This window comes from Bradyrhizobium semiaridum (assembly GCF_020329505.1).
In the GTDB taxonomy this organism is placed as follows: Bacteria; Pseudomonadota; Alphaproteobacteria; order Rhizobiales; family Xanthobacteraceae; genus Bradyrhizobium; species Bradyrhizobium semiaridum.
In genome coordinates, this window is the sequence record NZ_JAGKJJ010000021.1 from 94,873 (window position 1) to 109,908 (window position 15,036).

Annotated in this window: 14 protein-coding genes and 1 pseudogene; 5 read left to right on the plus strand and 10 right to left on the minus strand. The window is 66.1% G+C overall.

Features of this window, described 5'->3' with window-relative positions:
• Positions 1 to 17 precede the first annotated feature (17 nt).
• The 5 genes from J6500_RS22770 to cobS all read right to left on the minus strand — a co-directional run bounded on the left by J6500_RS22770 (position 18) and on the right by cobS (position 6,761).
• The gene (locus J6500_RS22770) at positions 18 to 1,118 is read right to left on the minus strand and encodes an LLM class flavin-dependent oxidoreductase (protein ID WP_225714930.1); all 1,101 of its coding nucleotides are present in this window, start codon (positions 1,116 to 1,118) and stop codon (positions 18 to 20) included.
• 262 nt (positions 1,119 to 1,380) lie between these two features.
• Positions 1,381 to 2,493: an NADH:flavin oxidoreductase/NADH oxidase gene (locus tag J6500_RS22775; protein WP_225714931.1), complete on the minus strand. Its 1,113-nt coding sequence runs from the start codon at positions 2,491 to 2,493 to the stop codon at positions 1,381 to 1,383.
• Positions 2,494 to 2,629: 136 nt separating this feature from the next.
• The gene (locus J6500_RS22780) at positions 2,630 to 3,721 is read right to left on the minus strand and encodes an esterase-like activity of phytase family protein (RefSeq protein ID WP_225714932.1); all 1,092 of its coding nucleotides are present in this window, start codon (positions 3,719 to 3,721) and stop codon (positions 2,630 to 2,632) included.
• A 3-nt stretch (positions 3,722 to 3,724) separates the two neighbouring features.
• Complete coding sequence (gene cobT / locus J6500_RS22785) at positions 3,725 to 5,623, minus strand: cobaltochelatase subunit CobT (RefSeq protein ID WP_225714933.1); 1,899 nt, start codon at positions 5,621 to 5,623, stop codon at positions 3,725 to 3,727.
• Between the two features lie 139 nt (positions 5,624 to 5,762).
• Positions 5,763 to 6,761, minus strand: a complete 999-nt coding sequence (gene cobS / locus J6500_RS22790; protein WP_225714934.1) for a cobaltochelatase subunit CobS — start codon at positions 6,759 to 6,761, stop codon at positions 5,763 to 5,765.
• Between the two features lie 293 nt (positions 6,762 to 7,054).
• Here cobS and J6500_RS22795 point away from each other — a divergent pair, with 293 nt between their 5' ends.
• Entirely contained in the window at positions 7,055 to 7,717 is a 663-nt protein-coding gene (locus tag J6500_RS22795) for a DedA family protein (RefSeq protein WP_225714935.1), read from the plus strand.
• Here J6500_RS22795 and J6500_RS22800 read toward each other — a convergent pair whose 3' ends face one another.
• Positions 7,718 to 8,941 carry a citrate/2-methylcitrate synthase gene (locus J6500_RS22800; RefSeq protein ID WP_225714936.1) on the minus strand — a complete coding sequence of 408 codons (1,224 nt, stop codon included), beginning with the start codon at positions 8,939 to 8,941 and terminating at the stop codon, positions 7,718 to 7,720. It abuts the gene before it with no gap.
• 77 nt (positions 8,942 to 9,018) lie between these two features.
• On the opposite strand from J6500_RS22800, the gene J6500_RS22805 reads away from it, so the two are divergent.
• Positions 9,019 to 10,113 carry a citrate synthase/methylcitrate synthase gene (locus J6500_RS22805; RefSeq protein ID WP_225714937.1) on the plus strand — a complete coding sequence of 365 codons (1,095 nt, stop codon included), beginning with the start codon at positions 9,019 to 9,021 and terminating at the stop codon, positions 10,111 to 10,113.
• Positions 10,114 to 10,312: 199 nt separating this feature from the next.
• On the opposite strand, the gene J6500_RS22810 is transcribed toward J6500_RS22805, so the two are convergent.
• On the minus strand, positions 10,313 to 10,954 hold the full coding sequence (locus J6500_RS22810; RefSeq protein ID WP_225714938.1) for a J domain-containing protein: 642 nt from the start codon (positions 10,952 to 10,954) through the stop codon (positions 10,313 to 10,315).
• A gap of 109 nt (positions 10,955 to 11,063) precedes the next feature.
• Here J6500_RS22810 and J6500_RS22815 point away from each other — a divergent pair, with 109 nt between their 5' ends.
• The 3 genes from J6500_RS22815 to J6500_RS22825 all read left to right on the plus strand — a co-directional run bounded on the left by J6500_RS22815 (position 11,064) and on the right by J6500_RS22825 (position 12,214).
• Positions 11,064 to 11,354 carry a BolA family protein gene (locus J6500_RS22815; protein ID WP_225714948.1) on the plus strand — a complete coding sequence of 97 codons (291 nt, stop codon included), beginning with the start codon at positions 11,064 to 11,066 and terminating at the stop codon, positions 11,352 to 11,354.
• Between the two features lie 106 nt (positions 11,355 to 11,460).
• On the plus strand, positions 11,461 to 11,913 hold the full coding sequence (locus tag J6500_RS22820; protein WP_225714939.1) for a hypothetical protein: 453 nt from the start codon (positions 11,461 to 11,463) through the stop codon (positions 11,911 to 11,913).
• 13 nt (positions 11,914 to 11,926) lie between these two features.
• Positions 11,927 to 12,214: a hypothetical protein gene (locus J6500_RS22825; RefSeq protein ID WP_225714940.1), complete on the plus strand. Its 288-nt coding sequence runs from the start codon at positions 11,927 to 11,929 to the stop codon at positions 12,212 to 12,214.
• Positions 12,215 to 12,355: 141 nt separating this feature from the next.
• Here the strand turns inward: J6500_RS22825 and J6500_RS22830 are convergent, their stop codons facing one another.
• The 3 genes and pseudogenes from J6500_RS22830 to J6500_RS22840 form a co-directional block, all read right to left on the minus strand.
• On the minus strand, positions 12,356 to 13,663 hold the full coding sequence (locus J6500_RS22830; protein WP_225714941.1) for an HlyC/CorC family transporter: 1,308 nt from the start codon (positions 13,661 to 13,663) through the stop codon (positions 12,356 to 12,358).
• 16 nt (positions 13,664 to 13,679) lie between these two features.
• On the minus strand, positions 13,680 to 14,822 hold the full coding sequence (gene aroB, locus J6500_RS22835; protein ID WP_225714942.1) for a 3-dehydroquinate synthase: 1,143 nt from the start codon (positions 14,820 to 14,822) through the stop codon (positions 13,680 to 13,682).
• A pseudogene (locus tag J6500_RS22840) lies at positions 14,819 to 15,036 on the minus strand (shikimate kinase); the annotation flags it as partial. The gene aroB and the pseudogene J6500_RS22840, both read right to left, overlap by 4 nt.

Below are 15,036 nucleotides of genomic sequence, written 5' to 3' on the forward strand. Positions count from 1 at the left end.
GCGTCTCTTACGCGATGCTACGCCGCGCGGCCGACCGAGGCGTCGAGGTGTTTCAGCTTCGGCAGCACTTCCTGCTTCAGCAGGCGCAGCGAATTGTGCCAGGCCTCGGGCTTGTGCTTGTAGTCGAAGCCGAATACCAAGAGCACGCCGAAGCCGCCGACCTCGCGGTAGATCTTCTCGATTTTTTCGGTGACGGTCGCGGGCGAGCCGACGATCCAGTTGTTGCGGGCGCAATATTCGACGGTGACGTCGCTGTCCGGCACGTCGGGCGTCGCTTTCAGATAATCCTTGAAGCCGAAATGGCCGAGCAGCGGCAGGAAATACTCGCTCATCATCCGGCCCATCATGTCGCCGGTCGAGAGCTTCCAGGCCTCTTGGTCGGTGTCGGCGACGAACACCTCACGTACCATCCGCCAATCCTTGCGGCTCGGTGTGCGACCGGTCTTCGCGGCGCCGGCTTCCACCGAATCCCAGTGGCTGCCGACATAGGCCGGGTTGAGGTTCAGGCTCATCGGGATGAAGCCGCGCTCGCCGGCAAGCTTCAGCGTGTCGGAGTTCTTCGATAGCCCCGCAACACCGATCGGCGGATGCGGCGCTTGCTGCGGCCTGATGTGCGGTTTAAGGAAGTCGAACATCGTGTCCGGTTTGGTCACCGTCCAGAACTTGCCCTTGTGGGTCCACGGCGCTGGCTCGGTCCAGAGCTTCAGGATGATTTCCAGCGCTTCGCGGGTCATGTCGCGATTTTGCCCGCTCATGCCGTCGACGTTGAACATCGCCCAGTCGCTCGGCAGGCCGGAGGCGGCGACGCCGAAGTTCAGCCGTCCGTTCGAGAGGTGATCGAGCATCGCGACGCGGTTGGCGAGCTCGGCGGGGTGGTGATACGGCAGCAGGAAACCGCCGGGCCCGATGCGCAAATTCCTGGTCTGCAGCAGCGCCTGCGCGATCAACAGATCGGGCGACGGGTGCGGCTCCCACGGCGCGGTGTGGTGCTCGCCGATCCAGGCCTCCTGATAGCCGAGCTCATCCAGCCAGCGCAGCACCTGCAGGTCCCAGTCGTGGCCCTCCTTCAATCCGCACTCCGGCGGGTGCGAGGGCATCGCGAAGTATCCGAGTTCCATGGGTTTCCTCTCACCTTGTTTGGTGCGTGTCTTGCGCACGCGATTGGAGAGTAGCTGCGCCGGTTGCGGCGGAATAGAGGCTTTGCGTAGCCCGGATGGGAGCCGTCAGTCACCTCGCCCCGCTTGCGGGGAGAGGTCGGATCGCATCACGGATGCGATCCGGGTGAGGGGGACTCTCCTCGAACGCATCAATCACCGTCCTTGCCGAGACTCCCCCTCATCCCGACCTTCTCCCCGCACGCGGGGAGAAAGGGGGATAGAGCTACCGCGCCCCGAACGTGGTCTTGCCGAACAGCGCCTTCTGCGTCGAGGGTTGCGAGCGCCAGTATTGCGGCGGCGCGGTGACCTCGCCGCCGAGCTCGGCGGCGGCATGCCAGCCCCAGCGCGGGTCGTAGAGCATGCCGCGGGCCAGCGCGACCATGTCGGCCTTGCCGGACGAGACGATCTCCTCGGCCTGCTTCGCCTCCGTGATCAAGCCGACCGCCATCGTGGTGACGCCGGTCGCCTCCCTCACCGCCTGCGCCGCCGGCACCTGATAGCCCGGCCCGAGCGGGATCTTCTGCAGCGGCGAGACGCCGCCCGAGGAGACGTCCATCCAGTCGACGCCGCGCTTCTTCAGCTCCTTGGCAAATTCGATGGTCTGCGCGAGATCCCAGGCGCCCTCGACCCAGTCGGTCGCCGACACCCGCATGCCGATCGGCTTGTGATCCGGGAATACGGCGCGCACTGCGTCGAACACCTCCAACGGGAAGCGCATGCGGTTTTCGAGCGAGCCGCCATAGCGGTCGGTCCGCTTGTTGGCGATCGGCGACAGGAACTGGTGCAACAGGTAGCCGTGCGCGCCGTGCAGCTCGAGCGCGTCGATGCCGAGCCGGTCGGCACGCTTCGCGGAGGCGACAAAGGCCTCGCGGATGCGCGTCAGGCCGGCATCATCGAGCGCCACCGGCGCGGCCTCGCCGTCCTTGTGCGGCACCGCCGACGGCGCCACGGTCTGCCAGCCGCCTTCTGCAATCGGGATCAACTGGCCGCCGTCCCAGGGGCGGTTGCTCGATGCCTTGCGGCCGGCATGGGCGAGCTGCATCGCCACCGCGGCTTTGGAGTGCTTGCGCACCGAAGCCAGGATCGGCTTCAGTGCCGCCTCGTTGGCGTCGTTGTAGAGCCCGAGGCAGCCCGGCGTGATCCGGCCGATATCCTCGACATGCGTCGCCTCGATGCAGAACATCGCCGCGCCCGACAGCGCGAGCATGTTGATGTGGGTGAAGTGCCAGTCGGTGGCGGAGCCGTCCTCGGCCGAATACTGGCACATCGGCGAGACCATGATGCGGTTTGAGAGTTTCAGGCCGCGCAGTTCGATCGGCGAAAACAGGGTGCTCATGCGGGGAATATCCGGACCGGAGGAAAGGGGGCATTGCTAACATAGAGGCGGTGCGCACGATCACCAACCACCCGGAATGTCGCGCGGACCGGGATGCAGATCAGCAATGCTCTGACGGCGTCCCTGGCGCGGCCGCTCACTCCACCAGTGTGAACTGCAGCAGCAGATTACGCTGGATCAGGGAAAAATTGTCGTCGGAGATCATGGTCAGCACGGTCTCGCCCTCCGGCGTCACGGTGGCGTCGATGCCTTCCATGTTGTCGATCTCATTGCCGAGATCGGCCTTGAAGATCACGGGACCGTCGACCAGGGCGCCGGGCGCGATCTGCGCCAGCGCGATGCGCCGGATGCGGATGCCGACGCCGCCGAACCAGGAGAATTTCCGCTCCAGGATCAGGACATCGCCGGACGGCAACAGCACCGCGTCGCTGATGTCGAAATTCTCGGTCCGGTGCACGCCGAACTGCCCCGGCGTCTTGCCGCCGACCAGAAAGGCGATGAGGTTGCCGCTGGCATCGAGCCCGCGCTCGGAGAACGCGATCAGCGTGCCGGCCAGCGGAAACGGTTTTGGCACGAAGACCAGCGCCTCGAGCCCCTTGTTCGACGGCAGCTTGCGCGCCGCCGGCGGCAGCGGCACCACCTCGCCGCGCGACCGGGTAAAGCCTTTGGCGAAATCGTAGCGCAGCAGCTGGTTGACGCGTTCGAGCCCGACATAGACCAACGAACCGTCGAGCGCGAGCGATTCCGAATCGTACCAGCCGCGGGTCGCGGTGATCGGCCTGCCGTCGGCGCCGAGCAGCGGGGCTGCCTCGACATCGGCGAGGCCGACCATAGTGCGGCCGTCATAGACAATGCGTCCGGTGAACCAGGTGCCCTGGTCGCTGACCGCGATGAAGCGTTCGCCTTTGGGATCGAGCCGCAGCCCCGACAGGCCGCCAAAGCCGGAGAACGACGACGTCAGGATCAAGCCGCTGCGATATTCCAGCGAGCCGAACCGCGTCCGCGCGCGATCGCGGATGTCGAATGACGGCAGCGGCCGCGCGTTGACCTCGACCGAAACGGGCTCGTTGACGCGATACGGGCTGGGAGTGGCGGCCGGTCGCGGCAGCGGCTGCGTGACGCTCTGCGCCTGCGCGACATCGCCATCCCCAAGCCGGGGCAGCACGGCGGCCGACAGCCCCGCCGCCACACCCTCGAGGAAACGGCGGCGGCTAGGGGATGGGGCCATGTCTCACGAGTGGAGGCGGCGACGGGTGCCCTGAGCAGGCGCGGCGCCGTGGGTCTCGCTGAACAGCTCCGCGAGCTTTTCGGTAATGGCGCCGCCGAGTTCTTCGGCGTCCACGATAGTGACGGCGCGGCGATAGTAGCGCGTGACGTCGTGCCCGATGCCGATCGCGATCAGTTCGACCGGCGAGCGGGTCTCGATCTCGTCGATGATGTGGCGCAGATGCCGCTCGAGATAGTTGCCGGGGTTGACCGACAGCGTGGAGTCGTCGACCGGCGCGCCGTCCGAGATCATCATCAGGATGCGGCGCTGCTCGGGACGCGCCAGCAGGCGCTTGTGCGCCCAGTCCAGCGCCTCGCCGTCGATGTTCTCTTTCAAGAGACCCTCGCGCATCATCAGGCCGAGATTCTTGCGGGCGCGCCGCCACGGCGCGTCGGCCGACTTGTAGATGATGTGGCGCAGGTCGTTGAGGCGACCGGGATTGGCCGGCTTGCCGGCGGCAAGCCACGCCTCGCGCGACTGCCCGCCCTTCCAAGCCCGGGTGGTGAAGCCGAGGATCTCGACCTTGACGCCGCAGCGCTCCAGCGTGCGCGCCAGGATGTCGGCGCAGGTGGCGGCGACCGTGATCGGGCGGCCGCGCATCGAGCCGGAATTATCCAGAAGCAGCGTCACCACGGTGTCGCGGAAGGTCGCCTCCTTCTCATGCATGAAGGACAGCGGGTGATAGGGATCGGTAACGACGCGCGACAGCCGCGCCGGATCGAGGATGCCCTCTTCCAGATCGAACTCCCAGGCGCGGTTCTGCTGCGCCATCAGCCGGCGCTGCAGCCGGTTGGCGAGCCGCGCCACGATGCCCTGCAGATGCGCCAGCTGCTTGTCGAGATAGGAGCGCAGCCGCTCCAGCTCGTCATGGTCGCAGAGATCCTCGGCCGCGATCACCTCGTCGAACTTCGGTGCGAAGGCGTGATACTCCGGACCGCGCGGCTCGTTCTGGCCGCGCGCGTTGGGCCGCGTCGCCTCGCCTGGCGTCTCGTCGTCGCCGAGTTCGCCGTCGTCGAAAGTGTCCGATGTCGAGGCCTGCGCGCTCTCCATCGCGCTTTCGCTCATCTCTTCCGCGCTGGTCTGCGCCTGGTCGGCGCTCATCTCCTGCGCGGCGTCGGAATCCGGCGAGCCCTCGGCACCGGACTGATCGCTCTCGCCGTCCTGGTTCTCGTCCTGATCTTCGTCATCGTCGGAGTCCATGTCGCGCTCGTCGCCGAGGTCGAGCGCCGACAACAGATCATGGACGAGGTCGCCGAACTTGGCCTGGTCCTCGGTGAAGCGGCTCAGCTTGTCGAGCCGCGTGCCGATCTTGTCCTCCAGCAACGGACGCCAGAGATCGACCATCTTCTTGGCGGCCGCGGGCGGCGCCATGCCGGTGAGGCGTTCGCGCACCAGCATCGCCAGCGCGTCCGACAGCGGCGCATCGGCGCGGTCGGTGATCTCGTCATACTTGCCGCGGTGGAAATGATCGTCGAGCATCGCGGTGAGGTTTTTCGCAACCCCCGCCATCCGCCGCGAGCCGATTGCCTCGACCCGCGCCTGCTCGACCGCCTCGAACACGCCGCGCGCCTGCGGATTGCCCGGCATCAGCTTGCGATGCACCTTGGGATCGTGACAGGCGATCTTGAGCGCGATCGAATCGGCGTGGCCGCGCACGATCGCCGCGTCGCGCTTGGTCATCTTGCGCGCCGGCTCCGGCAGCCGCGCCTTGCCGGGCGCGAGGCCCGGCCGCTCGGCGGCGAAGCTGACCTCGAGCTCGGGCTTCTTGGCGATCGCCTTCAGGCACGCGCTGACCGAGCGCTTGAACGGCTCGGTCGGCGCTTCCTTCGAACCCGGACGGAATTTGATGTTGGAGGCTGTCATCGCACCCTCACCGCCGTCGTCCCTGCGAAGGCAGGGATCCATAACCACAGGCGGCAGTTAGTTTCCCGATCTCTTGCACCATCATTCCAGCGAAAGGCCGCGCCGGATCGGTCCCGGCTTTTCGCCGGGACGGCCACGACTAGGACAACGCCACGTTGACCGAGGATTCGGCCAGCTCGACGTTGAAACACCGCTGATAGAACTCGGCGACCAGCGGCCGCTCCAGTTCGTCGCACTTGTTGAGGAAGGTGACGCGGAACGCGAAGCCGATGTCGTTGAAGATGTCGGCGTTCTCCGCCCAGGTGATCACCGTGCGCGGGCTCATCACCGTCGACAGGTCGCCGTTGGCGAAGGCGTTGCGGGTCAGGTCGGCCAGCCGCACCATCTTGTTGACGATGTCCTTGCCTTCTGACGTGCGGTAGTGCTTGGCCTTGGCGAGCACGATCTCCACTTCCTCGTCATGGGCAAGGTAGTTCAGCGTGGTGACGATCGACCAGCGGTCCATCTGGCCCTGGTTGATCTGCTGCGTGCCGTGATAGAGGCCCGAAGTGTCGCCGAGGCCGACCGTGTTGGCGGTCGCGAACAGGCGGAACGACGGATGCGGCTTGATCACCTTGTTTTGGTCGAGAAGCGTCAGGCGGCCGGAGACTTCCAGCACGCGCTGGATCACGAACATCACGTCCGGACGGCCGGCGTCGTACTCGTCGAACACCAGCGCGATGTTGTGCTGCAGCGCCCAGGGCAGGATGCCGTCACGGAATTCGGTGACCTGCTTGCCATCCTTGACGACGATGGCGTCCTTGCCGACGAGGTCGATACGGCTGATGTGGCTGTCGAGGTTGACGCGCACGCAGGGCCAGTTGAGGCGGGCCGCGACCTGTTCGATGTGGGTCGACTTGCCGGTGCCGTGGTAGCCGGTGACCATCACGCGGCGGTTCTTTGCGAAGCCGGCGAGGATCGCGAGCGTGGTGGCGCGGTCGAAGCGGTAGTCGGTGTCGACCTCCGGCACATGCGGATCGACTTCCGAATAGGCCGGAACTTCCAGATCGCTATCGATCCCGAAGACCTGCCGGACCGACACCTTCATGTCGGGCAAGCCGACGGGTTCTTGCTGTTTGGTCTGGACGGCGGTCGTCATTCATCCTCCGAGGTCCCGGGCAATCCCGAAACCAGATTAATCGTTTGGCTGCGGATGGGGTGCTACGCACAAGCCTAGCAGAGAGCATCGACCGGCAGAAGCCCGCGGGGAAATCAAAGTTCCGTTGTTGTATCATAAAGATAGTAACGGAAAGCAGTTTTTGGAAGGCTGCTCTGCGAATCCCGCCGTACTTTTACCGCAGCGCAAGGGCACGGCCCGGCTGGGCACTTTTCGCTTCCGCAGGGGTTTGTTAGCTCTCACACCCCGGCCCGTCGCCGCAGCAAGGGATTTTTGTGACTTCTTTCCTTGACCCGTTCATCGCCTTCGTTTCGGCCCATGCCTGGCTCGCCTATCTGACGCTGTTCCTCGCCGCCTTGCTGGAAGCCGTCCCGGTGGTCGGCTCGCTGGTGCCCGGCTCGACCATCATCCTGGCGCTCAGCGCGCTGGTGCCCGGCGGGGAATTGAAGCTGTGGCCCGTGCTCGCCGCCGCAGCCGCTGGCGCACTGCTCGGCGACGGCACCGCCTATCTGATCGGCTATCGCAGCCAGCGCGAAATCCTGTCGAATTGGCCGCTCTCCAACTATCCGCGCGTCGTTACGCAGAGCGAGGCGTTCTTCCAGCGCTGGGGCGTGTTGGCGGTGTTCTTCGCCCGCTTCGTGCCGCCGATCCGCGCTTTCGTGCCGATCACGGCCGGCGCGCTCGACATGCCGCCGTCACGCTTCTACGCCGTCAACATCCCCGCGATCCTGCTGTGGGCGCCGGCGCATGTGCTGCCCGGCGTGCTCGCCGTCACCGCACTGCACGACTACGCCGGGCTGCCGCACCACGTGCATATCGGCAAGAATATCTGGATCATCGCGGTCGTCGGCGGCGCGTTGATCATCGCGGTCGCGATCAAGATCATCCGTCACCGAAACGGCCGCAGCCAGGTCGAGCCGGCAACACCGGCAAGATAGTCAGAGACTGTTGGTGGTGCCGCTGCGCCCAGGCGCCGGACCGACATAGCGCGCGCGGGGCCGGATCAGCTTGCCGAGTTGCAGCTGCTCGCTGGCATGGGCGATCCAGCCGACGCTGCGAGCCATCGCGAACAGCGCAAGCTCGCTGCCGGCGGGCATCCGCAGCGCGTGCACCAGCACGGCAAGCGCGTAGTCGATGTTGACGAATTCGCCGGTCGCCTCCGCGATCCGCTCCGGCACCTCGCGGGTGAATTTGCGCGGCGCACCGGCACGGCTCAGCGCCTCGAGCAGCGAGATCGCGCGCGGATCGCCCTTCTTGTAGACACCATGGCCGAAGCCGGCAAAACGCTCGCCGAGCGCGACGCGCTCGCGGATCACGGGGGCGACGTCGTTGTCGACCATGGTCTTGACCAGCCGCGAGGCGAGCACGCCGGCACCGCCATGCATCGGCCCCTTCAGCGCGACGAGGCCCGCGATCACCGCGTCGTAGAGATTGAGACCGGTCGATGCCGCGCAGCGCGCCGTGAAGGTCGAAGCGTTGAGTTCATGGTCGGCAAGCAGCACCAGCGCACGGCGGATCAGGTCTGGCGCATGCTTGTTGTCGGGCGTCCAGACCCGCGCCACCTGCTGATGCAGCGGCGCGGCCGATGGTACAGCGTTCAGCATGGTCGCCACCAGCAGACGCAGGATCCGGCCGCCGACCATCGCGCGGCCGTCCGGCGCGCGGGTGAAGGCGCCGGGATCGGCGCTGGATGCGAGCGCCAGCACCGCGACCGTCCGCTCGATCGGTTGCGCGCGCCGTGCGGCGTCCGCGATCGCGCGCATCTCATCCGAGACATGAGGGCAGTTGTCGGGCGCGAACGGATCGACCTCGGTGACGTCCCACAGCAGCGTCGCGGTGTGCTCCAGCGTGTCGCGCTCGGCGAGGTCGACGCAGTTCACGCCGCGATAGATCGGGCCCTGCTCGGTGATGGTCGCGATCGCCGAATCCATCACCGGCAGGTCGGCATCGAAATTGCGGAAGCCGCGCGGCTCCGGCGACGGGACGCGGCGCTCCTTCAATCCCCTGATGTCCTCGGCGCGGTAGCGGTGGCTGCGCGAATCCGGCGACGGCTCGGAGCGGATCAGTCCCCGGCTGACATAGGCATAGAGCGTCGCCGGCGAGATCGCGAGCTCGGCGGCGGCTTCCCGGGCGGAGAGGTAGAGCTCGGCGGATTTTTTCATATTGATTTATATAATCAAGATTGATCAATGCGTCGAGAGGCCTGACCTTGAGCTGGATGAAGCAAGGAGATCGGGCCATGAATATGCATCTCACCAAGAGCCAGATCGGTCTGGACGGCATCCCCGCCGCCGAGACCGTGTTGAGTCACGTCGACGGCGAGCGCGGCGAGCTGATCATCGGCGGCGAGCACGTTGCCAACCTCGCCGGCAAGTCGAGCTTCGAGGGCGTCACCGCGCGGCTGTGGAACGGCGCCACCGGCAAGGCGCTGAACGAGGCCAATGTCCGCGCCAGCCTAGGCGCGGCCCGCGAGCGCGCCTTCGCGCGCCTGCCGGACCTGCTGCCGGCGACGCGCGGCATGTCGATCGTCGACGGCTTTCGCGCCGCCATCGCAGGTCTGCGCGGGGAGAGCGGGCTGGAGCACGAGGCGACCATCGTGGGCGCCTTCCCGGTGATCGCCGGCGCCCTGGTGCAGCGCGCGAAGGGCAGCGATCCGATCGCGCCCGACCCGAACGTCGGCCACGCCACCGACACGCTGCGGATGCTGCTCGGCCGCACGATCGCGCCGCGCGAGGCCACCGCGCTCAATGCTTATTTGGTCACCGTCTGCGACCACGGCATGAACGCTTCGACCTTCACCACGCGGGTGATCGCCTCGACGCAGGCCGACCTGTTCGCGGCGATCACCGGCGGCTATTGCGCGCTGACCGGTCCGCTGCACGGCGGTGCACCGGAGCCGGTGCTGGAGATGCTGGACGCGATCGGCACGCGCGAGCGGATCAAGCCGTGGGTCGACGATGCGCTGGCACGCGGCGAGCGGCTGATGGGCTTCGGCCACAGGGTGTATCGCGTGCGCGATCCACGCGCCGACGTGCTGAAGGCCGCGATCGAGCGGCTGGCGGCCGACGGCGCCGACCTGCCCTTCGCCGGCGAGGTCGAGGCCTATATCCGCCAGGCGCTGCGCAAGAAGAATCCGGAGCGGCCGCTCGAGACCAATGTCGAGTTCTTCACCGCGATCCTGCTCGACGCGCTGGAAATCCCGCGGCAGGCCTTCACGCCGATCTTCGCCGTCGCCCGCGCCGCCGGCTGGACCGCGCACGCCCTCGAGCATCGCCGCACCGGACGATTGATCCGGCCGAGTTCGTCCTACGCGGGCGCAATGCCGAAGGGCTGAGGAAGAGCGCGCCGCAACCTCTCTCCCTTCTCCCTTTGTGGGAGAAGGTGGCGCGCCGGATGAGGGGTTGTCACCGCTTGCTCGAAACGGGGAAGACGGACTCGCGGAGAGATACCCTCACCGGATCGCACTGGCATGCGATCCGGCCTCTCCCACAACGGGGAGAGGCGAAGCGGAGTATGCGCAGGCGTAAAGCGGTTTACGCCTCGCGCACTACGGTCTTCAGGTAATTATACGCCTTGATGATCTCGATCAGGCGATCCTCGGTGGAGCGATCGCCGCCATTGGCGTCGGGGTGGTGCTGCTTGACCAGCGCCTTGTACTTGGCCTTGACGTCTTCCAGCGTCGACCCGGCAGCGAGGCCCATCACTTGCAGGGCCTTGCGCTCGGCATTCATCACCTTGCGCGTTTCCGGCTTGGCCTGCTCTGCGCCACCCGGGCCGGGCCGCCAGCGACCGCGGCCATTGAGCTCGGAGAACATGTGGAACGGATCATGCGCGGCGTCGAAGCCGCCCTCGTCCTTCTTGCCGCTGTTGGCGCCCATCTTCCAGGTCGGCCGATGGCCGGTCAGCGCATCCTTCTGGTAGCGCGCGACATCGTCCGGATTCATGCCCTGGAAGAAATTGTAGGACTGATTGTACTCGCGGACGTGATCGAGGCAGAAGTGCCAATACTCGCGCGAGTTCTCACGGCCTTTCGGGGCGCGGTGCGCGCCCTTGTTCTGGCAACCCGCCCACTCGCAGGCAACCGCCTGCTCGCCGGCCTGCGCCTGGCGCTTCGCACTCACCTTGGTCGGCTTGATGCGAATGGAGTCGAAGAATTTGGATGAATCGATCGGCATGCTGTCTTTGACTACGCAATGCACAATTCTTCAAGTCTTGACATTGCGCAGACCTCGTTTCCCGCTAGCACCATTGACGAAAAGCCGTCGCGAACCTAACTCCGCCGCCATGAGCACCAAGGACGTTATCATAAACAAGTTGCGTGAAGCTTTCTTGCCGGAAAGCCTCGACGTGGTCGATGAGTCACATCTGCATGAGGGCCACGCCGGCCACAGGCCAGGCGGCGAGACGCATTTCCGAGTATATATTGTATCTCCGGCCTTCGAAGGGAAGAGCCGGATCGACCGCCATCGCATGATAAATGCGACACTGGCGCCGGAACTTGCCGGCTCGGTGCACGCGCTGGCGCTGCATGCACACGCTCCCGGGGAAAGCCGCGCTAGCGCCCGCTTGCCTTGAGACGCCGCCGGTTTTCATCTATCCATGATGGAGACTTGCGGCGATCGACCTGCTCCAGAACTGAACAGGGTATCACGGACCGCATCGACATCGATTGGAGGGGCCGTTGACGATCCCTTGCAGGAAGCGCTTCCGGTCGATTGCAGCGATTGCCGGCCTCGTCATGATCACCGCGACGCGCCCGGCCGCCGCGCTGGACATGCCAAGCCCATTCGTCCAGGAGGTGTTGATCAAGAGCATCCTGATCTCACTCAATGACGCCGTGGCGGCCAACAATTTCACTGTATTCCACGCCAAGATATCAAAGCCGTTCCGCGACCAGTTTCCGCCGGACAAGTTGCAGGCGATCTTCAAGGACCTGGTCGACAAGCACGCGGTATTCGATGCAGTCGTGGCCAAGCCGATCATTGCCGACGAGGACGCCAGGATCGACGACAAGGGCGTGCTGCGGCTGAAGAGCCATTTTGACACTTCGCCCAAGCAGGTGAAGTATCAGCTCGGCTTCGTTCCGTCCGAGGGCGCGTGGAAGCTCTCGGGCATTTCAATCGATATCGAGTGAAGGGCGCATCGGCATGTCGGAGGTGAGATGCGCCACCCACGGCCTTCAGCAAGCGACCTTCGTATGTCAGCACATCGCTGACGGGCTGCTGACGCGCAATCGGGTCGGATTTTTCTGGACCGACGAGACTCCCGAAAACCCGCGCCCCGATGCCTGGTGTTCAGCCTGTAACGACAGGGTCCAGGCGACGAATGGCGACTGGATTGGCGAGGCTTTGGCGCATCTTGAGGTCAAGACCCTGTGCGGCGCCTGCTACGACATGGCCAAGGTTTTCCATACAGGTGACAATCCCTGGTCCTAGAGCATGATCCAGAAAAGTGCGAAGCGGTTTCCCTCGCGACAAGCGCGAAGCGCTTGCGCGGAGATCACATTCAAACAAAGAGCTAAAGCGCGATGACGATTCAACCAACCTCATCGCGCTTTAGACCGCGCGGGATCCGTTTCAGAACGCCGTTCCCGCGCGCTTCGGCTTCTTCTCGTCGGGCTCGGACTCGCGCGGCACCGCGACGATGCGCAGCGCGGTGATGCGGTTGCGCTCGCGGCGGAGGACGCGGAAGCGGAAGCCGTGGAAGGTGAAGCTCTGGCCGCGCTCGGGGATCGAGCGCGCCTCGTGGATCACGAGGCCGGCGACCGTGGTCGCCTCCTCGTCCGGCAGGTGCCAGTCCATCGCGCGGTTGAGATCGCGGATCGGCACCGAGCCGTCGACCACGACCGAGCCATCCGGTTGGGCGCGCACCCCGGCGACGACGACGTCGTGCTCGTCGGAAATGTCGCCGACGATCTCCTCCAGGATGTCCTCCAGCGTCACCATGCCCTCGACCTCGCCATACTCGTCGACGACCAGGGCGAAGTGGGTCTTGCGGCGGCGGAACGCCTTGAGCTGCTCGGAGACCGGGCGCATCTCCGGCACGAACCACGGCGGCAGCGCGATCGACGACGCATCGATCGTCGACATGTCGCCGTCATTGGCGCGCATCGCGCGCAGCAGGTCCTTGGCGTGCAGCACGCCGATGATGTTCTCCGGCTTCTCGCGCCACAGCGGAATGCGGGTGTACTCGCTCGCCAGCACCTCGCGCACCAGTTCCTCCGGCGGCAGGTCGGCATTGACCATGGTCATTTCGGTGCGGTGGACCATCACGTCGGAGACCTGCAATTCGCGCAGATCCAGCAGGCCGCCGAGCATGTCGCGGTCCTGCTTCTCGACCTTGCCCTCATGATGCAGCAGGTCGACCGCGCCGCGCAGGCGCTCGGTCGGCGACAGCACCGCCTGATGGGTGCCGACCTTGATGCCGAGCAGCTTCATCAGCGCCAGCACGATGGCCTCGATGATCGCGAGCAGCGGCCCGAGCAAAAGGATCGTCAGCCGCATCGGCCGCGCGACCAGCAGCGAGATGCGGTCCGGCGCGTTGATGGCGATGGTCTTGGGCAGCACTTCCGCGAACACCACGACCATCACGGTCATCACGGCGGTGGCGTAGAGCACGCCGACATCGCCGAACCAGGCGGTGAAGACGCCGGTCGCCAGCGCCGAGGCGCCGATATTGGCGATGTTGTTGCCGAGCAGCAGCGCGCCGATCATGCGCTCGCGCATGTTGATCAGCCTCGAGACGACGGTGGCGTCGCTATTCCCCTGCTTCGACAGCCGCAGCATGCTGGCGCGCGAGGCGCCGGTCAGCGCGGTTTCGCTTGCAGCGAAGAACGCGGAGACGAACAGGCAGAGCAGCACGATCGAGAAGGTGAACCAGCCCACTGAGTTGATCCGTGGTTTAGGCCTTCAACTTGGCTTGCAGGAAGTCGCGCACCAGCTGTGGCTCGACATCGTTTGATATCACCGCGCGGCCGACGGCCTCGAGCAGGATGAAGGTGAGCTTGCCGCGCTTGACCTTCTTGTCTTGCGCCATCAGCGCCAGCAGCGCGTCGGCGTCGGCGAGGCCCTCCTGCCTGAAGCCGGCGATATCCTGCAAGCGCGTCGGCAATCCGACCGCCGACAGATGCCGCGCGATGCGGGCGGCATCATCAGGCGAGATCATGCCGAGCTGCGCGGAAAATTCCGCGGCCAGCACCATGCCGACCGAGACGCCCTCGCCGTGGAACAGGCGATCGGAGAAGCCGGTCGCGGCTTCCAGCGCATGACCGAAGGTGTGGCCGAGATTGAGCAGCGCGCGCTCGCCCGTCTCGCGCTCGTCGCGGGAGACGACCCCCGCCTTGGCGCGGCAGGAGGTGGCGATCGCATGCTCGCGCGCCGCGCCGCCCGAGAACAGATCGGCATGGTTCTTCTCCAGCCAGGCGAAGAACGCCTCGTCGCCGAGGATGCCGTATTTCGCGACCTCGGCGTAGCCGGCGCGAAACTGGCGCGGCGACAGCGTGTCGAGCACCGAGGTGTCGGCGATCACGAGCACCGGCTGGTGGAACGCGCCGATCAGGTTCTTTCCCTGCGGCGAGTTGATGCCGGTCTTGCCGCCGACGGAGGAATCGACCTGCGCCAGCAGCGAGGTCGGCACCTGCACGAAATCGACGCCGCGGCGCAGGATCGCCGCCGCGAAGCCGGCGAGATCGCCCACCACGCCGCCGCCGAGCGCGATGACGAGGTCGTTGCGCTCGATCTTGGCCGCGATCAGCGCCTCGCTTACCTCGGTCAGCGTGGCATAGCTCTTCGAGCCCTCGCCCTCCTCGACGACGATCCGTGAGGTCGGAATGCCGGCGGCGGCGAGCGACGCCTCGGTCGGCTCCAGCCAATGCTTGGCAACCGTCCGATCGGTGACGATGGCGGTGCGCACGCCGGGGCGCAGCGCCGCGACACGTTCACCCAGCGAGCGCAGCACGCCGCGGCCGATCACGATGTCGTAGGCGCGGTCGCCGAGCGCGACGTCGACGGTAACGGAGGCGGCGTGTTTCAAGGGCGCAGTCATGAGGTCGTGTTCATTCCATCAGCAGGTGGCTCGACGGCCGGCCGCGGGCCGCACAGATGCGCGTGCAGCGCTTCCAGGCATTCGTCGACGATGCGATCGTGCGGCACGTCGCGCGAGGCGACCGTGAGGTCGGCATTCGCGTAGACCGGCTCACGCTCGCTGAGCAGCCGGTTGACCGTCGCCTCGGGATCGGGCGTGTGCAGCAGCGGGCGGT